The 21389-nt window shown below is 75.0% G+C and carries 11 protein-coding genes; 7 read left to right on the forward strand and 4 right to left on the reverse strand.

What is annotated here, in order from left to right; all coding sequences use genetic code 11:
* The first annotated feature begins 107 nt into the window (after positions 1 to 107).
* The 4 genes from HNR61_RS11565 (at position 108) to HNR61_RS11580 (ending at position 7267) form a co-directional block, all read left to right on the forward strand.
* The gene (locus HNR61_RS11565) at positions 108 to 1385 is read left to right on the forward strand and encodes a hypothetical protein (RefSeq protein ID WP_182843070.1); all 1278 of its coding nucleotides are present in this window, start codon (positions 108 to 110) and stop codon (positions 1383 to 1385) included.
* A 305-nt stretch (positions 1386 to 1690) separates the two neighbouring features.
* Entirely contained in the window at positions 1691 to 3493 is a 1803-nt protein-coding gene (locus HNR61_RS11570; protein WP_182843071.1) for a fatty acyl-AMP ligase, read from the forward strand.
* A 77-nt stretch (positions 3494 to 3570) separates the two neighbouring features.
* A complete protein-coding gene (locus HNR61_RS11575) occupies positions 3571 to 6231 on the forward strand; it encodes an MMPL family transporter (protein ID WP_182843072.1) in 2661 nt (886 codons plus the stop codon).
* Positions 6221 to 7267, forward strand: a complete 1047-nt coding sequence (locus HNR61_RS11580; protein ID WP_182843073.1) for an alpha/beta hydrolase — start codon at positions 6221 to 6223, stop codon at positions 7265 to 7267. The genes HNR61_RS11575 and HNR61_RS11580 overlap by 11 nt, the downstream gene beginning before the upstream one ends.
* Positions 7268 to 7315: 48 nt before the next feature.
* Here HNR61_RS11580 and HNR61_RS11585 read toward each other — a convergent pair whose 3' ends face one another.
* Together HNR61_RS11585 and HNR61_RS11590 are read right to left on the reverse strand one after the other, a co-directional pair.
* Entirely contained in the window at positions 7316 to 8557 is a 1242-nt protein-coding gene (locus HNR61_RS11585; RefSeq protein WP_182843074.1) for a glycosyltransferase, read from the reverse strand.
* Positions 8558 to 8564: 7 nt separating this feature from the next.
* Positions 8565 to 10166, reverse strand: a complete 1602-nt coding sequence (locus HNR61_RS11590; protein ID WP_182843075.1) for an MFS transporter — start codon at positions 10164 to 10166, stop codon at positions 8565 to 8567.
* A gap of 286 nt (positions 10167 to 10452) precedes the next feature.
* Between HNR61_RS11590 and HNR61_RS11595 the strand changes: the two genes are divergently transcribed.
* Entirely contained in the window at positions 10453 to 16944 is a 6492-nt protein-coding gene (locus HNR61_RS11595; protein ID WP_182843076.1) for a type I polyketide synthase, read from the forward strand.
* Between the two features lie 38 nt (positions 16945 to 16982).
* Positions 16983 to 18308 (forward strand): crotonyl-CoA carboxylase/reductase, encoded by a 1326-nt coding sequence (ccrA, locus tag HNR61_RS11600; protein WP_182843077.1) that lies wholly within the window; start codon positions 16983 to 16985, stop codon positions 18306 to 18308.
* Positions 18309 to 18751: 443 nt separating this feature from the next.
* Here the strand turns inward: ccrA and HNR61_RS11605 are convergent, their stop codons facing one another.
* Positions 18752 to 20095, reverse strand: a complete 1344-nt coding sequence (locus HNR61_RS11605; protein WP_182843078.1) for a sensor histidine kinase — start codon at positions 20093 to 20095, stop codon at positions 18752 to 18754.
* Positions 20096 to 20151: 56 nt separating this feature from the next.
* On the opposite strand from HNR61_RS11605, the gene HNR61_RS11610 reads away from it, so the two are divergent.
* Positions 20152 to 20652, forward strand: coding sequence for a hypothetical protein (locus HNR61_RS11610; protein WP_182843079.1), 501 nt, complete (start codon positions 20152 to 20154; stop codon positions 20650 to 20652).
* A 16-nt stretch (positions 20653 to 20668) separates the two neighbouring features.
* Here the strand turns inward: HNR61_RS11610 and HNR61_RS11615 are convergent, their stop codons facing one another.
* Positions 20669 to 21343 (reverse strand): response regulator transcription factor, encoded by a 675-nt coding sequence (locus HNR61_RS11615; protein WP_182843080.1) that lies wholly within the window; start codon positions 21341 to 21343, stop codon positions 20669 to 20671.
* Positions 21344 to 21389: the final 46 nt, after the last annotated feature.

Here is a 21389-nt window from a genome sequence, read left to right on the forward strand (position 1 = left end):
TCGCGGACCGGCAATACTTGTTAACGCCCCCCAGGCGACCGGCCAGTGCGACGGAGGGGGATCGGGTGCCGACCGGAGGGCGTACGGGACGCGGCGGAGCGGCGCGCATGCGCCGCTGGGGCGTCGCGGTGCTGAGCGGGGCGGTGGTGCTGCCCCCGGCGCTGCTCGCCGGACCGCACTCCGGGGCCACCGACCACGGGGCCGCCGAGCCCTCCGACCCCGTTCTCCCCGTGGTCGAACGGGACCCGGCCGTCCCCACGCCCATCGGGCCCGCCGTCCGGCCCCCGTCCCGGCCGCCCGCCCCGCCCTCGCCCCCGACGCCCACCAGGAAAGCGCCGGCCGCGGACGTCCCCCCGGTCGTCCCGACGGCCACCGCCACCCGGCCGCCGAAGCGGCGCGACCGGGTCCGCCTCGCCGTCGCGATCAGCCCGGCCGGACGCTCGCCGCTCGACGGCCAGCAGGTCGCCCGCTACCGCGTCACGGTGCGGCCGATCGGCGGCGCCGCCCACGACACCGCCCTGCTGGTGCTCGCCCAGCGCCCGCTGACCTGGGCGGAGAACCCGCCCGAGTGCGCCTCGCGCGGGAAGGGCGCGCCGCTGCGCTGCGACCTGGGCGACCTGGTCCACGTCCGGTACGTCGAGGTCGCCGTGCGGATCCCGGAGCGGGCGCGGGTGGCCTCGGCGCCGCGCGTCGTCGCGATCGCGGGCGCCAGCAACGTCCGGCGCGAGTCGGTCGCCGCCGCCACCCCGCCGGCCCCGGTCCGCGGCCCGCGCCCGGAGCCCGCGCCGACCCGTTCGGCGAAGCCCGCCCCGGGCCCGGCCCGGCCGTCCGCCACCAAACCCTCGGCGGCCAGGCCGTCGGTCGCCAGGCCCCCCGCCGCCAAGCCGTCCGCCGTCGACCCGCCCACGGTCAGGCCGCGTGCGGTCACGCCGCGCCGGAACCCTCCCGGGCAGGCCCCGCCGGTCCGGCCGCCGTCGGCCGCCCCCGCGCCGCCGCCCGCTCCCGGCCCGGTCGGGTCGCCGCCCCCGCTGACGGAGGTTCCGCCGCTGCCGGCGCCGCCCGCGTCGGACGCGCCCGCCCCCGGGCTCGGCGACGTGCCGAGCCCGTCGGTGCTGCCGCCGGCCGGCTCCCCGCCCGCGCTCTCGCTGCCCGGCGCCGCCCCCCGGACCCCCGACGCCCAGATGACGCTGGTCTCGCCGACCGGGCTGGACGGCGGGGGCGACGGCACCGACTGGGCCGTGGTGCTCGGCGTCGCGCTGATCGCGGAGATCGCGCTGCTGTGGGTGGCGGCCTGCCTGAGCCTGTGGCGCCGCCGGGTGGGCGGCGCGCGCCCGGCCCGCGCGGCGGCGGTCGCGTCGCGCCGCCCGCCCCGCCGGCGCCGCTGAGCCCGCTTCCGAACCCGCCCGCGCGGGGATGACACCGCGCCGCGACGCACCGTGAAGGCATGTGTCGCGGGAGGGGACACCGGTCACGGGCTTGTCACTTCCGTGACAAAGGCCGAGGTGGCTAATGTGCGCGTGGGGCGGTTCCGCCGCCTGGCTACCTTCCGGTAGCTTCACGCTGCACGATCATCGCCGGTAGCCGGCGGCCTCCGCGGGAGCCGTCCGGTCGGCAGCGCTCCGCCCTCGACGGCGCGGTCCCCGCGCGACCCCCGCACGGTGCCGCCCGCCCGATCCCCCGGGAGACAGAGATGGCTCTGGGCTCGTTGCTTCCCGAACTCCAGCCCGGCGGTGCCGGCCGCGTTCCGCTGATCGAGCGCGTCGCGCGGTGGGCGGCGGAGAAGCCGGACGCGCCGGCGTGGACGTTCGTGGACTACTCGCTGGACCCGGGCGGCGTGAAGATCACGTTGACCTGGGCCGAGGCCGCGCGCCGCGCCCGCGCCATGGCGGCCCGGCTCCGCCAGGTCGCCGAGCCCGGCGACCGCGCCGCGCTGCTGCTGCCGCAGACGCTCGACTACATGATGACGATGCTCGGCGCGATGCACGCGCACGTGGTGGCGGTGCCGCTGTTCTCGCCGGACCTGCCGGGCCACGCCGACCGGCTGATCGGGGCCTACGCCGACTCCGAGCCGGCCGTCGTCGTCACCTGCCGGAGCTCGCTGCCGCACGTGGAGAAGTTCCTGGCCGACCACGACGTGCCGCGGCCCAGGGAGATCGTGTTCGCCGAGGAGGTGGACCCGGCGCTGGCCGACGCCTGGACGGACGAGCCGATCGGCTTCGACGACCTGGCGTACCTCCAGTACACCTCCGGCTCCACCCGCCGCCCCGCCGGGGTCGAGATCACCCACGGGAACGTCACCGCCAACGCCGCGCAGCTGTGGGCGGGCTGGGCCCCCGACGGGCCGACCCCCGAGCTGGTGAGCTGGCTGCCGCTGTTCCACGACATGGGGCTGATCGCGGCGATGGCGCTGCCGCTGTACGGCGGGGACCACGCCATCTACACCGACCCGGTGTCGTTCGTGATGAACCCGCTGCGCTGGCTGGAGCTGATCGCCGAGCGGCCGGGCCGGAACGTCTACACCGCCGGGCCGAACTTCTCCTACGAGTACGCCGCGTCGGTGGTGACGCCGGAGAAGCTCGCCGAGCTGGACCTGTCGGGCCTGGTGACCTGCCTGAACGGGGCCGAGCCGATCCGTCCCTCCACGCTGGAGACGTTCGCCGCGGCGTTCGCGCCCGCCGGGCTGCGGCCGGGCGCGCAGGCCCCCGGCTACGGGCTGGCCGAGGCGACGGTGTTCGTGTCGGCCGCCGCCGACGACACCCCGCCCAAGGTCATCGAGGTGGACCGCGACGCCCTCACCCAGGGGCGGGTCGCGCTCGCCGGCCCCGCGGCGGACGGCGAGCGGGTCAGCGCGCTCGTCTCGTGCGGCCGCCCCGTCGGGCAGATCGTCGCGATCGTCGACCCCGAGACGCGGACCGAGCGGCCGGACGGCGAGGTCGGCGAGATCTGGGTGCACGGCCCCAACACCGCCCCCGGCTACTGGCGCAACTCCGAGCGCAGCCAGGACACCTTCGGCGGCGAGCTGGCCGAGCCCGGCGGCCTGCCCGCCGGGCCCTGGATGAGAACCGGCGACTACGGCGCCGTCCACGAGGGCGAGCTGTACGTCACCGGCCGCATCAAGGACCTGATCATCGTGGACGGCCGCAACCACTACCCGCAGGACATCGAGGTCACCGCGCAGGAGGCGCACCCGGCGATCCGGCCCGACCACGTCGCGGCGTTCGCGGTGCAGGGGGAGGAGACCGAGCTGCTGGTCGTGGTCGCCGAGCGCAACCGGCGCGTCCCCCTCGCCCGGCTGGACCCGGCCGAGGTCGAGACGGCGGTGCGCGGCGCGATCAACGTCGAGCACGAGATGAGCGTGCACGACTTCGTGCTGATCGAGCCGGGCGGGGTGTCGCGCACCTCCAGCGGCAAGATCGCCCGTGCCGCGACCCGGCAGCGCTACCTGGACGGCGCGCTGCCGACCACCCGGGCGCGGCTCGACGCGCGGGGGTGACGCCGCGCAGGTGACACCGGACGCTCGTTCGGCGGCCGGAACGGACGCGTTCCGGCCGCCCGGCACACAGGAGGATCATGCTCGCGGGGCTGGGCCGCCTCATCCACCGACGGCGCTGGACCTGTCTCGTCCTGATCCTGCTGTGCACGGTCCTGGCGGGCGGCTGGGGCCTCGGCGTGTTCGGCAAGTTCAAGCAGGGCGGCTTCGAGGACCCCGACGCGTCCTCCACCACGGTCGCCAAGCTCGGCGCGACCTACTTCGGCAGCACCAACCCCGACGTGCTGGTGCTGTACCGCAGCCCCACGATGACCGTGGACGACCCGCGCTACCAGGCGGCGGTGGTCACCACGGTGGCGCGGCTGCCGAAGGGGCAGGTCGCCGAGCTGTTCTCGTACTGGTCGCTCGACGCCCGGGACGCCGCGCCGTTCACCTCGCACGACCGGCGCTCGACGTTCGTGTCGCTGAAGCTGGCGGGCAAGGACGACGTCGCCAAGACCGCCAACTACCACCTCATCAAGGACCGGCTGGCCGCGCCCGGCCTGGAGACCCGGCTCGGCGGGGCCTACCCGCTGGGCATCGAGTTCGGCGAGCAGGTCGTCGCCGACATCGTCCGCGCCGAGCTGATCACCGCGGTGCCGCTGCTGGTGCTGCTGGTGGCGCTGTTCGGCGCGCTGACGGCGTCGGTGCTGCCGATGGTGGTCGCGCTGTTCTCCATCGTCGGCGGCCTCGCGGTGCTGCACCTGGTCACCTACGTGACCGACGTGACGGCGTTCGCGCTGGAGGTCGTCACCATGATGGGCGTCGGCCTGGCGATCGACTACTCGCTGTTCGTCGTGAGCCGCTTCCGCGAGGAGCTGCGGCGCGGGATGGCCGCGCGCGGTATCGACCCTGGAAAACCCTGGAAGGCCGAGCGGGGCCGGGCGGCGCGCCGGGCGGCCCGGCGCGCCCACCGGGAGGCGTTGCAGCCGGCCCAGCGGGACGCGGTCGTCACCACGATGCTCACCGCCGGACGCACGATCATGGTGTCGGGCGTGACGGTGTCGGCGGCGCTGGGCGGGCTGCTGCTGTTCCCGCAGATGTTCCTGCGCACGATCGGCCTGGCCGGGATCGCGACCGTCATGGTGGCGGTGTTCGGCGCGACGGTGCTGCTGCCGACGATGCTGGTGCTGCTCGGCCCGCGCGTGGAGTTCGGGCGGATGCCGTGGCGGCGGCCCACGTCCCGGCGCGCGCGGCGCGACCCCGACAGCGGGTTCTGGTTCCGGCTCGGGCAGAGCGTGATGAGGCACCCGCTGCCGTACTTCGCGGTGGTGCTGGTGATCCTGGGCGTGATGTTCGGGCCGTTCCTGAACGTGCAGTTCGGCAGCGTCGACGCCCGCGTCCTGCCCGAGGGGAGCCCGACGCGGCAGGTCGTGGAGACGGTCAAGCGCGAGTTCCCCAACGGCTCGGCCGAACCGATCGACATCGTGCTCACCGGGCAGCTCGTCCCGCGCGACTGGCGGCCCGCCCGCAGGGGCGACAACATCCCGCCCCACCTGGAGGACTACCGCGGGGACCTGGCGCGGCTGCCCGGCGTCGTCGAGGCGAAGTTCACCGGCTACTCCGCCTCCTACGGGGGCGTGCGCGTCTCGGTCACGCACCGGTACGAGCCGATGTCCCGGCAGGCGCAGGACCTCGTCCAGACCATCCGCGGCAAACCGGTGGACGAGAGCGGCATCCCCATGCGGATCGACGTCGGCGGCAGCACCGCGGCGCAGATGGACCTGATGGACAGCCTGCTGCGCACGCTGCCGAAGATGGCCCTGTTCGTGGGCGTGACGACGTTCGTGCTGCTGTTCATGTTCTTCGGCTCGGTCGTGCTGCCGCTCAAGGCGATCGTGATGAACGTGCTGTCGATCGGGGCGTCGTTCGGCGCGATCGTGTGGGGCTTCCAGTACGGCCACCTGGCGGGCCTGCTCGACTTCACGCCGACCGGCGGCGTCGAGGCCACCTCGATGATCCTGATCCTGGCGGTGGTGTTCGGCCTGTCGATGGACTACGAGGTCTTCCTGCTGTCGCGGATCCGCGAGGAGTGGGACCGCAGCCACGACAACCGGCTGGCCGTCGCCCGCGGCATGCAGCACACCGGCGGGATCATCACCAGCGCGGCGCTGCTGTTCCTGGTGGTCATCGCGGCGTTCTCGATGGCCGGGATCACCGTCGTGAAGCTGATCGGCGTCGGCATGTTCGTCGCGGTCGTCGTGGACGCGGCGCTGGTGCGCTCCCTCCTGGTGCCCGCGACCATGCGGTTCATGGGCGGGGCCAACTGGTGGCTCCCGCGCCCCCTCGCGGGCCTGCACGCCCGGATGGACCTCCGCGAACGCGGCGAGGTCCCCGCCGGGGAGCCGGTGGCGGCCCCGCCGGCGGTCGCGCCGCCGCTGCCCGCCGAGCAGCCCTACCCGTACGCCCTGCACTGGGAGCCGACGCCCGAAACGGACGGCAGGATCACCCGCGAAAGTGGTCCAGAAGTGGCCGCCGCGCCCCTCCCCCCGCCCGATCCGGGCCCCGACCACCCGCCCACCTGGGCCGATCCCGTTCCGCCGCCTCCGCCCGCCGCGCCCCCCGGGCCGTGGCGGCCGTGGGCGAACGGACAACCCCAACCCCAACCCACAAGCACCAGCCGTACCAGACGTGAGATAGTTCCCAATCCCGATGGTTCGGGCTGGCGCTGGAGGACCGTGGAGGAGAACGATGTCAACTGAGTCACGCCGCCGGTTCGCACGGCGGACGGCGGCCGTCACGGCCGCCGCGGTCGCCGGGGCGGGCGTGCTCCCGCTTCCGCTCCCGCTCCCGCTGGACGCGGCCCCGGCGCAGGCCGCGAGCTTCCGGAAGGCCGACTCCGGCGCGAGGATCGTCAGCTACAAGTGGCTGAACAAGGGCAAGACCTCCTTCGACTTCACGGTGCAGTCGCCCTCCCTCGGCGGCGCGAAGGAGAACGTGCGCGTCCTGCTGCCCAAGGGCTGGAAGTTCGGCTCCAAGAAGACCTGGCCGGTCGTGTACGCCCTCCACGGCGGCAACGACCGCTACATCTCCTGGACCCGCAGCACCGACATCGAGCAGGTCGCCCGCAAATGGGGCGTCATCGTCGTGATGCCCGAGGGCCGCAACGGCTCGTACACCAACTGGTTCAACGGCGGCAAGGGCGGCACCCCCAAGTGGGAGGACTTCCACGTCCAGGAGGTCCGCCAGTTGATGGAGCGCAACTACGGGGCGGGCGGCTCCCGCGCCGTCATGGGCCTGTCCTCCGGCGGCCAGGGGGCCTGCACCTACGTGGGACGCCACCCGGGCATGTTCCGGCACGCGTCCTGCTTCAGCGGCGTGCTGTCGATGAGCCACCCGGGCATCCCCACGCTGCTCATGTACACCAACATGCGCAGCGGCCAGGACCCCTACAACATCTGGGGCGTGCCCTGGATCCACAAGGCCAACTGGGACGCCCACGACCCGATCAAGCTCCTGCCCCGCATGCGCGGCACGAAGCTGTACGTCTCCTCGGGCACCACGGGTGAGGCCGGCCCGTTCGACAAGCCCGGCAAGGCCCCGTGGGACATCGGCTACCTGAGCGAGCGCGCCATCGGCCCGACGGTGAAGGCGTTCGTCGAGGAGGCCAAGCGCCAGAAGGTCTCCGTCACGAGCCACATCTACGGTCCGGGCAGCCACTCCTGGCCGTACTGGCAGCGCGAGATGCACACCGCCTGGCCCCAGATCATGAAGACCCTGGGCGCCAAGCGCGTCTGACCCGCCCCCCGGTGCCCCGGCCCGCCACGCGGGCCGGGGCACCGGCGTTCAGCGGAGGGCGTCCAGGACCTCGGCGGCGCGGGCCACGCCGTCCTCGGCGTGGAGGCGGTCGCTCACGGCGCGGGCGCCGCCGGCGAACCCCGCGTCGTTCGTCGCCCGGCGGACGCGGGCCGCCAGCAGCGGGACGGTCAGCCTCCGGAACGGCAGCGGCTCCGGCCCCGCCCCCAGCGCGTGGACGCGGTCGCCCCAGTACGGCTGGTCCCCGAAGAACGGGCAGACGACCGTCGGGACGCCCGCGCGCAGGCCCGCCGCCGTCGTGCCCGCCCCGCCGTGGTGCACCACCGCCGCCATGCGCGGGAACAGCCACGAGTGCGGGACGTCGCTCACCGCCAGGACGTCGTCGTCGGACGTCGCCGGGTCGCCCTGGACGACGCCCCGGACGCCCGCCGCGCGGAGCGCCGCGCGGACCGTCCGGTCCGTGCCGCGGGCGTCCCGGGGGACCATGCTGCCGAAGCCCACGTACACCGGGGGCGGCCCGGCCTCCAGGAACGCCGCCAGGTCGTCCGGCGGCTCCCAGCCGGGCTCGTCCAGGAACCAGTAGCCGGTCAGGTTGACGTGCGCGCCCCAGTCGCGCGGGCGGGGGACCACCGCCTCGCTGAAGCACGCCAGGACCGGGCCGGTGCGCTGGACCTCGCGCGTCAGGCCGCGGAGGGGGGCCCGGCGCAGCCCCAGCGGGCCGGTCCGCCACGGGTTGATGAACGGGCGGGAGAGCTGCCAGGTGAGCTGCTCCACGGCGGCGTAGGTCGCGCGGTTCGCCCAGGGGCCCAGCGCGGGGAGCCGGGGGACGAACGGGTGCGGGAACGCGCCCGTCGGCTGGCTCGGCTGGAAGTGGATCAGCGCCCAGGGCACGCCCAGGTGCTCGCCGATGTGCACGGGCAGCAGGCCCAGCGTGGGGCCGAGGATCAGGTCGGCGCCCTTGCACGCGTCCAGGCACTCGGCCAGCAGGCGTTCGGCCAGCGGCCCCAGGATGCGCCAGAAGCCCGTCAGGAACCGCACCGGGTTCCGGCCGCTGGCCAGCAGCCGCTGCCCCTCGGGGGAGTTCATGATCTCGGCCGGGTCGGCGGTCAGGGGGGCCAGCTCCAGGCCCGCCCGGTGCGCCAGCGGGGCGTAGCGCGCGCTCGCCACCAGCCGCACCCGGTCGCCGCGCTCGCGCAGCGCGCGTCCCAGCGCCGCGCACGGCTGGATGTCGCCGCGCGAACCGGCGGCGAAGATCACGATCGTACGGGTCATGGGCACCTCACCAGGCGTCGTGACGGGGGGCGGGCCGCGGGGACGCGGGCGGGGCGTCCTCGGGCACGTAGGGGCGGTACCAGCCCTTCGGCGGCGGGGGCGGCCACTGCTCGCGCACCACCGGCAGGCCGTTCCAGGGGGTGGCGCGCGGCGCGGCGAGCGCCGCTCCGGAAGCGCGCGGCGCGGCGGGGGCGAGGTCCGGGGCGGGGCGCCGCCGGTTGTGCTTGGGCCCGGACCAGCCGCGCCGGCTGGGCAGCGTCACCCCGCTGATCACACCTCCGACCAGCACCAGCGCGGCCCCCAGCAGCAGCCCGGCCGCCGTGCCGCCGCGGAAGGTCTCCAGCTCCGCCGCCGACGCGCCCGGACCGGGGATGTCGTGGATCAGCAGGCCGACGATCGCGATGCCGAACGCCCCCGACGCCTCCCGGATCACGTTCATGATCCCGCTGGCGACGCCCGTCTGGTCCTCGGGCACGGCCTTCAGCACGTACATCACGATCGGCATGCACAGGGCGGCCCCGAGCCCGACGACCAGCACGCCCGGCATCAGGTCCAGGAAGTCGTCGTCCCGCCGGAGCTGGGAGAACAGCGCCATGCCTCCCGCCATCAGCGCCATCCCGCCGCCGACGGTGATCCGGGGCCCGAGCGCGGCGGCGGCCCAGAACGCCACCGGTGTCATCGCCATCACCACGATCGCCGACGGCAGCAGCACCAGGCCCGCCTTGCCCGGGTTGAACATCAGGAACGTCTGCAGGAACGTCGCCGCGTAGAAGACCATCCCGTTGAAGCCGATGCCGTGCAGCATCTGCGTCGCCAGCCCGCCGGTGAACACCCGGTTGCGGAAGAACCGCAGGCTGATCATGGGGTCGGGGGCCCAGGACTCCACCAGCACGAAGCAGACCAGGGCGATCCCGGCCAGCGCGAACACCGCCAGCACCGGCGGGTCGGTCCACCGGCCGCGCCCGGCCTCCAGCGCGTAGATCAGCGCGAACAGGAACGTCGCCGAGATCAGCGCGCCGGGCAGGTCCACCCGGGCCGAGGGGTTCTCGCTGTGGTCGGTCAGCACCGCCAGGCCGAGCGCGATGACGCCGAGCCCGACCGGGATGTTGATCAGGAAGATCCAGCCCCAGTGCCAGTGCTCGACGATCACGCCGCCGATGGCGGGGCCGAGCGCGGTCGCGCCGCCCGCCGCGATGATCCAGACGATGGAGCCCAGCGACCGCTCCCGGTCGTTCCGCCCCACGGTGGTCATGACGCTGGTGGAGGGCAGCGCCATCGCCGCGCCCGCGCCCTGCACGAGCCGGCCGATGATCAGGACCGACTCCTCGCCCGCCAGGCCGCACACCGCCGAGGCCGCCGTGAACACCGTCATCCCGGTGACGAACATGATCCGGCAGCCGTAGATGTCGGTGAGCCGCCCGCCGGCGATCAGCAGGCAGGAGAACATCAGGATGTACCCCATGCCGACCCATTCCTGCGCGCTCTTGGACATGCCGAGATCGCTCTTGATCTTCGGCAGCGCGTTGGCGACCACCGTGTTGTCCATGGTGATCATGAATGCGGCGATGGCGACCACGGCCAGCGCCCAGCGGAATCGGCCCCGGGTCAAGTGCTCCTGCGCGGCGGCGTCCCGGACGGGGAATTCCGCCGCTTCCCCCTATAGATGTGAGGTAATCCTGTTACGGTTCGTCGACGTCCCGTTACCCGTCTCCTTGCGCGCTCCGGGCGTCCCAACCATCCCATCAGGCCACATTGGCCGTCACGGAGTCTTGTCATCACCGTGACAAGTGGCGCCCGAGAAAAGTGGTCTGGATGCGCATCGTGAGACGGGCGAAATGGGACATTGTGGGCTCTCGCCTCTGAACGATCCCAGTGTCATTGGGGGACCCCCTCGCATGCAGACCAGCAACGATCGTTCCGGAAGCGCGCAGGTTCGACCGCGGATCACCGAGGATTCGCTTCGCCGGCACCTGATCGAGCAGATCGCGCGCCGTTCCCGGATTCCGGCCGCCGACGTCGACGCCGACCGCCCGCTGGAGGAGTTCGGCCTGGCCTCCCGCGACGCGGTGGCCATCGCCGGAGAGCTGGAGCAGACACTCGGCCGCTCCCTGCCCGCGACGCTGGTCTGGGAGCACCCCACCATCAACCGGCTGTCGGCCGCGCTGGCGTCCGGCGCGGACCTGACGCCCGCGCCCGGCTCCGCCCGGGCGCCCGCCCCGGCGCCCGTTCCGGCCCGGCCGGACGAGCCCATCGCCGTCGTCGGCATCGGCTGCCGCTTCCCCGGCGGCGAACGCGACCTGACCACCCCGGCCGACTACTGGCGTTTCCTGACCGGCCGGGGCGACGCGATCCGCGAGGTCCCGCCGGACCGCTGGGCGCCGTTCGACGACGGCTCGCCCGAGACCCGCGACCGGCTGGACGCCACCACGCGGCTCGGCGGCTTCCTGGACGACGTCGCCGCGTTCGACGCCCGGTTCTTCGGCATCACCCCGCGCGAGGCCGCCGTCATGGACCCGCAGCAGCGGCTGGTCCTGGAGGTGGCGTGGGAGGCGTTCGAGCACGCGGGCATCGGCCCGGCGTCGCTGCGCGGCAGCAGGACCGGCGTGTTCGTGGGCGTGTCGGCGCCCGAGTACGCGGCGTTCACCGCCTCCGACCCGGCCGCGCTGGAGCCGTTCACCGCGACCGGCGCGGCGCTGAGCGTCATCGCGGGCCGCCTGTCGTACCTGCTGGACCTGCGCGGCCCCAGCATGATCGTGGACACGGCGTGCTCGTCGTCGCTGGTCTCCACCCATCTGGCGGTCCGGGCGCTGCGCGACGGCGAGGCCGACGTCGCGCTGGCGGCGGGCGTGAACCTGCTGCTGTCGCCGACCGTCACGATGACGTTCGACATGGCCGGGGGCACGGCCGCCGACGGGCGCTGCAAGGCGTTCGACGCTTCCGCCGACGGCATGGTCCGCGCGGAGGGCTGCGGCGCGGTCGTGCTGAAGCGCCTGTCGGACGCGCGCCGCGACGGCGACCGCGTCCTGGCGCTGGTCCGCGGCACGGCCGTCAACAGCGACGGCCGCTCCAACGGCCTGGTCGCCCCCAACTCCGACGCCCAGCGCGCCCTGCTCCGCGACGCGTACGCCGCCGCCGGGATCGACACCCGCGAGGTGGACTACCTGGAGGCGCACGGCACCGGCACGTTCCTCGGCGACCCGATCGAGGCCAAGGCCGCCGGCGAGGTGCTCGGCGCGGGCCGCGACGCCGGCGCGCCGCTGCTGGTCGGCTCCGTCAAGTCCAACCTCGGCCACCTGGAGGCGGCGGCGGGCGTCGCCGGGCTCATCAAGACCGTCCTGGCGCTGCACCACGGGGTCATCCCGCCGTCGGCGCACTTCAAGGAGCCCAACCCGCACATCCCGTTCGACGAGCTGCGGCTGCGGGTCGTCGCAGAGGAGACCCCCTGGCCAGAACGCGGCCGTCCCGCCCGCGCGGGCGTCTCCGGCTTCGGCTTCGGCGGCACCAACGCCCACGTCATCCTCGAACAGGCCCCCGCCCCGGAGACCGCGCGGACCCCGGCGGCGATCCGCGCGTTCCCGCTGTCGGACACCACCGCCGACCGGATCCGCGCGCACGCGCGGGCGCTGGCCGGCTGGCTCCCGGACGACGCCCGGCTCGCCGACCTCGCCCGCACCCTGCACCGGCGCGGCGGGCGCGGCCGGGCGCGCGCCGCCGTCGTCGCCCGCGACCGCGCGGGCCTGCTCGACGGCCTCACCGCGCTCGCCGAGGGACGCCCCCACCCGGCCGTGGTGTCGGGGACGGCGGTCGGCGTCCCCGGCCGCCCCGTCTGGGTGTTCTCCGGCTACGGCGCGCAGCGCCCCGGCATGGCGACGCGGCTGCTAGAGGAGGAGCCCGCGTTCGCCGAGGCCATCGACGACCTCGACGCGCTGTTCGCCGAGGAGGGCGGCCCCGAGCTGTGGCGGCTGCTGGAGGAGGGCGGGAAGCTGACCGGCGGGCCCGCCGAGGTCATGCCGGTGCTGTTCGCCGTCCAGATCGGCCTGGCGCGGATGTGGCGGTCCTACGGCGTCACGCCCGGCGCGGTGATCGGCCACTCGATGGGCGAGGTCGCCGCCGCCGTCGTCGCGGGCGCGCTCACCCTCCAGGACGGCGTGAAGGTCATCTGCCGCCGCTCGGCGCTGCTGACCCGGCTGGTCGGGGGCGGCGCGATGGCCGTGCTCGGCGCGTCCGCGCAGGACGTGCGGCGCCTGGCCCACGACCTGCCACAGGTGTACGCGGCGGTCCACTCCTCGCCCCGGCAGACCGTCGTCACCGGCGACGCCGACCAGGTCGCGGAGGTCGTCCGGCGCGCCGAGGCCGAGGGCCGTCTCGCCCGCATGGTGCAGGCCGAGGGCGCGGGCCACTCGCCGCAGGTCGACCCGCTGCTGCCGGAGCTGCGGGAACGGCTCGCCGGCGTCGGCCTCGAACGCGGCACCCCCCTCGCCGAAGGCATCCGCCTCTACACCACCGCCCTCGACGACCCGCGCGCCCTCGACGAGGACGCCCTCCTGGACGCCGCCTACTGGGCGCGCAACCTGCGCGACCCGGTCCGCCTCACCGACGCGGTCGCGGCCGCCGCCGACGACGGGCACCGCACGTTCATCGAGATCAACGCGCACCCGATCCTCGCCCACGCGGTCGGCGAGACCCTCGACGGCGTCGGCGCGCTGGTCACCCACACGCTCAAGCGCGCACCCAGGGGCCAGGAAACCGACGACGCGCTGACGTTCCACGCCCAGCTCGCCGCGCTCGCCGCGCACGGCCACGCCGTCGCGGAACCGGAGGGCGGCGCCGTCATCGACGTCCCGCAGTCGCCCTGGCAGCACGAGCACCACTGGGCGGACCCCGGCCGCCGCGCCACCGGCCGCGACGAGCACCCCCTGCTCGGCGCGCACGTCGAGCTGCCCGGCGAGGACCGCCACGCCTGGCGCGCCGACGTCGGCACCGCCGCGCTGCCCTGGCGGCCGCGCGTGCACGGCCTGCCAGTGCTGCCGGTCGCGGCGCTCGCGGAGATGGCGATGGCGGCGGGCGCGGAGGCCCTCGGCGGGGACGCGCGCGTCACCGGCCTGTGGATCGAACGCCCCCTCGCGCTCGCCGAGCACACCACCGTCACCACCACGTTCACCGAGGCCGACGGCCGCGTGGAGATCCACGCCCGCACCCCGGCGGGCACCTGGGCGCGCCTGGCCCACGCCGAGGTGGGCGAGGCCCCCCGGGGCTCCACCGCCCCGCTCGACGGCCCCGCCACCGAGGTCGCGGGCGCCGAACGCGGCAGCCGCCACTACCGCGTCCACCCCGAGGTGCTGGACCGGGCTTTCGCCGTGCTCTCCGACGCCGTGCGGTCCGGCGGGGACGACGAGAGCGTGTGGCTCGCCGAGACGGTCGGCCGCCTGCGCGTCCACGGGCCGACGCACCGGGGCGGGCACGTGCGCACCCGCGTCGAGGAGACCGAGGAGGGCGTGGTCGGCGCGTTCCAGATCCTCGACGGCGACGGCGCGGTCCTGGTGGACGCCGCCGGGATCGTCCTGCGCCGCGTCGAGCGCGCCGACGTCCCCGTCGCGCTCGCCGACAAGGCCGTCGAGCTCGTCTGGGACGAGGCCGACGCCCCCGCGCCGGTCCTGGACGCCCAGACCTGGCTGGTGGTCGCCGAGGTCGAGGACCCGTTCGCGTCCCGCGTCGTGAACCTGCTGGAGTCGCGCGGCCACGTCGCGCTCGTCCAGGCCCCGTCCGCCGATCCCGACATCAACGAGACCCCCTCCCAGGTCCTGGTCGTCCCCGCCCCCGGCCTCACCGACGAGGAACTGGTGCTGGCCGTCGCCCGCGTCAGCGTCGCGACGCCGGACGGGCCGCGCCTGTGGGTGGCGACCCGCGGCGCCCTGACCGTCCGGCCCGGCGAGGCGGGCGACCCCGAGCAGGCGCACGTCCGCGCGGTCACGCGGGTGCTGGCGTTCGAACGCACCGTCCAGCGCGCCACGCTCGTGGACGCCGACCGGCCCGAGTCCCTGGTCGCCGAACTGCTCGGCGACGGCGACGCCCGCGAGGTCGCCTGGCGCGACGGCGTCCGGTACGTCGCGCGGCTGGCCCGCGCCGAGGTCCCGGAGCCGCCGAAGGCCGAGCGGATCGTCCGGCGCGGCGGCGCGTACATCATCACCGGCGGCTACGGCGGCATCGGCCTGGTCACCGCCCGGCTGCTCGCCGAGCGCGGCGCGGGCCGGATCGTGCTGTCGGGCCGCTCCGGACCGGACGCCGACGCCGAGAAGGCCATCGCGAGGCTGCGCGAGAGCGGCGTCGACGTCGGCGTGGTCCTCGGCGACGTCGCCGAACCCGAGACCGCCGAACGCCTCGTCGCCGCCGCCCGGGAGAACGGCGCGGAGCTGCGCGGCGTCGTGCACGGCGCGGGCGCGATCGACGACCGGCTCGTCACCGACCTCGGCCCGGACGACCTGCGCCGCGTGTGGTCGGCCAAGGTCGAGGGCGCGCGCCGGCTGTCCGCCGCGACCTGGGACCTCGACCTGGACTGGTTCGTGGCGCACTCCTCGGCCGCCGCGCTGCTCGGCTCGCCCGGCCAGACCGCCTACGCCGCCGCGAACGCCGCCGTCGACGCGCTGGTCGCGCACCGCCGCGCCAACGGACGGCCCGCCCAGACCGTCAACTGGGGCACCTGGTCGCAGGTCGGCGGCGCGGCCGACCGCGGGATCGCCGTCATCGAACCGATCTCACCGCTGGAGGGCGCCGAGGCCCTGGAGGCGATCCTCGCCTCCGGCCGCGAGGCGACCGGCGTGCTGCGCTTCGACCCGGCGGCCGCCGTCGCGCTGTTCCCCGAGATCAGGCGGATGCCGTACTTCGCGGCGCTCACCGAGGCCGCCGAGGTTCAGGGGACCGACGACGCCACCGGCTGGCCCGGCATCGACGAGGTCCGGAAGCTGGACCCGGCCGCCGCGCGCCGCGCCATCGCCGCGCAGGTCCGCCACCGCATCGCCACCGTCCTCGGCTTCGACCCGCAGCGCCTGGACCCGGCCGTCCCGCTCACCGACCTCGGCCTGGACTCCCTGGTCGCGGTGCGGATCAAGAGCGGCGTCGAGCATGACCTCGGGCTGACCGTCCCCGCGTCGGTCCTGCTCCAGGGCGCGAGCGTGAACGTCTTCGAGGCGTGGGCCGCCGAGGAGCTGGGCCTGGCCGCCGCGCCCACCCCGCACGAGACCGCCGTCTCCACCGCCGCGGCCAACGCCGAGGCGGGCTACGTGATGCCGCGCGACGACGCCGAACGCCTCGCCGTCCGCATCTTCGAGGACGTCCTCGGCCTCGACCGCGTCAGCGTCACCGCCGACTTCTTCGCCGAGCTCGGCGGCACCGACGCCCACGCCGAGCGGGTCGTCGCGCACGTCGTCGCCGAGATGGGCGGCGAGGTCACGCGCGGCGAGCTGCTGGCGACGCCGACCGCCGAGCACGTCGCCGACCACATCCGCGCCGCCGACGAGGAGGCCGCCCGCCAGACCGTGCGCCCGCTGAAGCCGACCGGCGACCGCCGCCCGATCTTCATCGCGCACCCGGCGGGCGGCACCACCGCCTGCTACCGGCAGCTCGTCGCGCTCCTCGGCGACGACCAGCCGGTCTACGGGCTCGAACGCTTCGACGACGCCCCGCCCGTCGAGGTCCGCGCCGCCCGCTACGCCGAGCGCCTGGTCGAGGCGCAGCCCGAGGGCGCGTTCCGGCTGGGCGGCTGGTCGTTCGGCGGGGTGCTGGCCTACGAGACCGCGCGGCGGCTGCGCGCGGCGGGCCGCGAGGTCGAGTTCGTCGCGCTGTTCGACGCGGGGCTCCCGCTCCCGGTCGAGGACGAGTCCGACACCCTCGCGCGGCGCTTCGCGGCGTTCGCCGACTACATCAACGAGACGTACGGCCTGGAGGTCGCCCTCACCTACGAGGAGCTGTCCGGGCTGGACGAGGAGGCGCAGTTCGCGCTGGTGATGGAGCGGGCCGCGCCGCTGGCGGAGCTGATCCCGCCCGCGGCGCTGCACCACCAGCTCACCTCCCACCAGGACACCCGCTCCCTGGAGGCGTACGAGCCGCGGCCCTACGACGGCCGCGTGATCCTCTACCGGGCCCCCGAGGAGACCCCCTGGGCCGTCCGCGACGCCCGCTACGTGCTCGACGGGACCAACGGGTTCGGCGAGCTGTGCCCGGCCCTGGAGGTCGTCACGATCCCCGGGGCGCACCACCTGAACCTGCTCGACCCGCCCGGCGTGGAGGCCCTCGCCGCGCACCTGGACGGGGAGCTGGCAGGTACCGAGGCCGCTGGTGCGACCGAGTCCGACGGACAGGGCGGCCGACCCGCAGTCACCACGGCCCGCTGACGGGCCGCCCACCGACGTCCCCCACGGAGGAGACCCCCATGGCCCAGCCCGACGCCCTGCTCGACGCCGTCCGCAACGGAGCCGCAGGGCAGGAACTGCTGGACATCGACCTGCCCACCCGCTTCCGTGCCGCGTTCACCCGCAAGGACGAGGTGGGCATCTTCGAGGGGCAGACCGACAAGGACGTGCGGCGGTCGCTGCACGTCGACGAGGTCGAGATGCCCGAGATCGCCCCCGACGAGTGCGTGGTCGCGGTGATGTCGGCGGCGATCAACTACAACACCGTCTGGTCGGCGATCTTCGAGCCGGTGCCGACGTTCGCGTTCCTGGAGAAGTTCGGCCGCCAGGGCTGGCACGGGGCCCGCCACGACCTGCCGTACCACATCCTGGGCTCCGACGGCTCGGGCGTGGTGGTGCGCACCGGCGCGGGCGTGCGGCACTGGAAGGTCGGCGACCGCGTCGTCATCTCCCCGGCCTACGTGGACGAGGAGGACCACGGCTCCTACGACGACGGCATGATGAGCGAGACCCAGCTCGCCTGGGGCTTCGAGACCAACTTCGGCTCGCTCGGCGAGTACTGCGTCGTCAAGGCCAACCAGCTCATCCGCAAGCCCCGGCACCTGACGTGGGAGGAGGCGGGCTCCAACACCCTGTGCGCCGCCACCGCCTACCGGATGCTGGTCGGCTCGCACGGCGCGCGCATGAAGCAGGGCGACGTCGTGCTGATCTGGGGCGCGACCGGCGGGCTCGGCTCGTTCGCCACCCAGCTGGTCCGCAACGGCGGCGGCATCCCCGTGGCCGTGGTGTCCTCGGAGGAGAAGGCCGAGATCGTCCGCGCCCAGGGCTGCGAGCACGTCATCAACCGCAACGAGCTGCCGCTCGGCGAGCAGGGCCTGCGCAACCCCAAGGCGGGCCGCATCCTGGGCGAGGCGATCCGCAACCTGGTCGGCGAGGACCCCGGCATCGTCTTCGAGTACCTGGGCCGGGAGACGTTCGGCGCGTCGGTGTACGTCGCCAAGCGCGGCGGGAAGATCGTCACCTGCGGCTCCTCCACCGGTTACCGCCACGAGTACGACAACCGCTTCCTGTGGATGCGGCTGAAGAGCATCGTCGGCTCGCACGGCTTCAACTACCACGAGGCCGTGGAGACCAACCGCCTGTTCTCCCTGGGGATGCTGCACCCGACGCTGTCGGCGGTGTTCCCGCTGGACGAGGCGGGCGAGGCGACCCGCGCCGTCCAGACCAACCAGCACGTCGGCAAGGTCGCGGTGCTGTGCGGCGCGACCGGGGAGGGCCAGGGCGTCGAGGACCCGGCGATGCGCGAGCGCATCGGCGAGGAGAAGCTGAACCTGTACCGCCGCTGAGGACCGCCCGCGCCCCGGCCCCGTGACCGCCCCTCCGTCGGCACGGGGCCGGTGACCGCCCCTGGGAAAATGCCGCGAATGTGTCACGTGGTTATTCCCGGATGGCGCCCCATGTTGCGCTTCCCGGGAAAGACACTTTAGTGGCGGATGAACGACGCCCGAAATCACTCGAATAACAAAAGTGGCTTTCCGGTATCGCTTCTCCGGCGGCTCATAAGAGGTGTTCCAGGAAAGGCATCCCATCGCGCCGCCCTGCCGGCCGCTATCCGGAGAGATCGTCCACCGTCCGGGACAGGGTGGGACGCGGACCGGACGGCGGCCCCGAATCCCGGGGGCGCGTGAGGGGGACGCGGGGCCGTCGCCGGGATGACCGTGACGTTACGCCGGAGGACCCGCCCGGAACGATCTCTTCAAGAGCTCTTAAGGGTCTCCTTGGCGAACCATCAGGAGCGCCGCGCGGCCCGCCGGGACGTCCGGCGCGGCGGCGCGGGCGCGGCGGTGCGCAGCCACACCTCGATCTGCGCGCCGCCCAGCGGCGAGGTGTCCACGCGCAGCGAGCCGCCGGTGGACTCGGCGAGGCGGCGGGCGATGTCCAGCCCGAGGCCGGTGGAGCCCGCGCCGCTGGCGCCGCGCCGCAGCGCCGCCGGCGCGTCGGGGATCCCGGTTCCCGCGTCCCCGAACAGCAGGCCCGTCGAACGCTGCCCCCGGTGCACGGTCAGCGAGAACGCCGTGCCCGGCGGCGTGTGCCGGAACACGTTGCCCAGCAGCGCGTCGATCACCGCGCCGAGCTCGGCCTCCGGCACCGGGACGGGGGCGGGCCCCTCCGGCAGCGTCAGCGTCCACTCCCGCTCCTGGTCGTCGGCGAGCGCCGACCAGAACTCCATCCGCCGCCGCGCCAGGCCGGCGGCGTCGCAGCCGGAGGTGACCGGGGGAGCGTCGTCGGCGCGGCGGGAGGTCTCGATGATCCCGTCCACGGTCTCCTCCAGCCGGGTCAGCGCCTCCCGGCTCTGCGCGATCCGCCCGCCGTCGCCGGGGTTGTCGGCCAGCCCGTCGAGGTTGACGCGCAGCGCGGTGAGCGGCGTCCGCAGCCGGTGGGACAGGTCGGCGGCGGTCTCGCGTTCGGCGGCCAGCAGCCGGGCGAGCTGGTCGGCCATGTGGTTGAACGCCTCCCCGGCGGCGCGCAGCTCGGCCGGGCCGCCGGGGCGCACCCGCGCCGACAGGTCGCCGTCGGCCACCCGCGTCACGGCCCCGGCGAGCCGGTCGGCGGCCCGCACCACCCGGGTGGCGAGCCGGTCGGCCATCGCCACCGAGACCAGCACCAGCGCCAGCGCGACCAGCGCCAGGACCGTCCATGACTTGGTGACGCCCCGGGTCAGCTCCGCCTCGGGCACGTACGCCTCCAGCACCACGTGGCGGCTGCCCTCCAGCAGGACCGGCGTGAGCAGGACCGTTCCGCCGCGCGCGGGCGCGGTGGACGACCGGCTCTGCCGCCAGGCGGTGGCCAGGTCGGCGGGCGCGGCGCGGGACGTGCCGAGGACGGTGCCGCCCGGCAGGTGCAGGGCGAGCCGCCCGGCCGCCCCGGCCGGGATGGAGCCGATCGCGTCGCGCAGCGCCGCCGGGTCGCCGGTCACCGTCAGCACGGGCACGAGGGCGGCGGTCTGCCGCTCGGCGGCGGTCAGCGCGCGCTCCCGGGACAGCTGGCCGTTCAGCAGGCCCAGCGGGATGACGAACGACAGCGCCACCATCGCGGTGACGGCCGTCGCGACCCGCGCCAGCGCACCCCTCATCGCGCACCCCTCATCGTGTTGCCCTCCTCGCCCCGACCCCGGCAATAATGCACGGCATGCGGGTGAGGGTCGGTTTCGCGGCGGTCTGGGTCGCCACCACGGCGGCGGGCGTCGCGATCAGCTGGGCCGGGGTGAGCGACGCGGTGCGCGGCGCCGCCGCGACCGGCCCCGAACCGGCCGCCGACGTCCCGGTGCTCCGGGGCCGCCCGCCCGTGCCGTCCCAGTCGCCGGCCCGGTCGCCGTCACCGTCCCCGACCGGCGCGCGGGCGTCGGTGCGGCCCTCGCCCCGCCCGGCCACCGCGACGCCGAGCCCCCGCGCCACGCCGCCGCCCGACGGGCAGGTGCGCACCTACACCGTGCGGTCCGGGCGGGTGACGCTGTCGATCGGCCGCTCCTCGGCGCGGTTCGTCTCGGCCACGCCCGACAGCGGCTTCCAGGCGAGGACGTGGAACGCGGCCGGGTGGCTGCGCGTCGACCTGACCGACGGGCGGCACGGCTCGGCGGTGTTCGCGACCTGGAACGGCCACGCGCCGCAGGTGCAGGTCTACGAGTACTGAGACCGGCGCCGGGCGGTCAGTCCCCGGGCTCGGTCAGCATGAAGCCGACGCCCCGGACCGTGTGCAGGTAGCGCGGCGCGCTGGCCTTCTCCCCGAGCTTGCGGCGCAGCCACGACAGGTGGACGTCGATGGTCTGGTCGTCGCCGTAGGGCTGCTGCCAGACCTCCGACAGCAGCTCCCGGCGGCGCACCACCCGCCCGGCGTTGCGGGCCAGGAACGCCAGCAGGTCGAACTCGCGCCGCGACAGCCGCAGCGGCGCGCCGTCCAGGCTCGCCTCCCGCCGGTCCACGTCCACCAGCAGCCCGCCCACCCGCACCGTCTCGCGCCGCGGCCGCAGCCGCCGCAGCCGCGCCTCGACGCGGGCGCTGAGGTGCCCGGCGGAGAACGGCTTCACCACGTAGTCGTCCGCGCCCGCCCGCAGCAGCCGGATGACCTCCCGCTCGTCGTCCCGCGCCGTCGCCACGATCACTGGCACCTGGGACACGGCGCGGATCATCTTCAGCGCCTCGCCGCCGTCCAGGTCGGGCAGCCCCAGATCCAGGATCACCACGTCGGGGACGTCGGCGGTGAGCTCGCGCAACGCGTCCAGCGCCCGGCCCACGCTGCGCACCGCGTGCCCGAGCCCGGTCAGTTCGCGCAGCAGGGCCCGCCTGACGTGCTCGTCGTCCTCGACCAGGAGAAGGGTAGCCACAGGCGGACCCTACGACATGCCCGCTTCGTCCGGGTGCGGGAACGGG

This window comes from Actinomadura kijaniata (assembly GCF_014138665.1).
GTDB classification, from domain to species: Bacteria; Actinomycetota; Actinomycetes; order Streptosporangiales; family Streptosporangiaceae; genus Spirillospora; species Spirillospora kijaniata.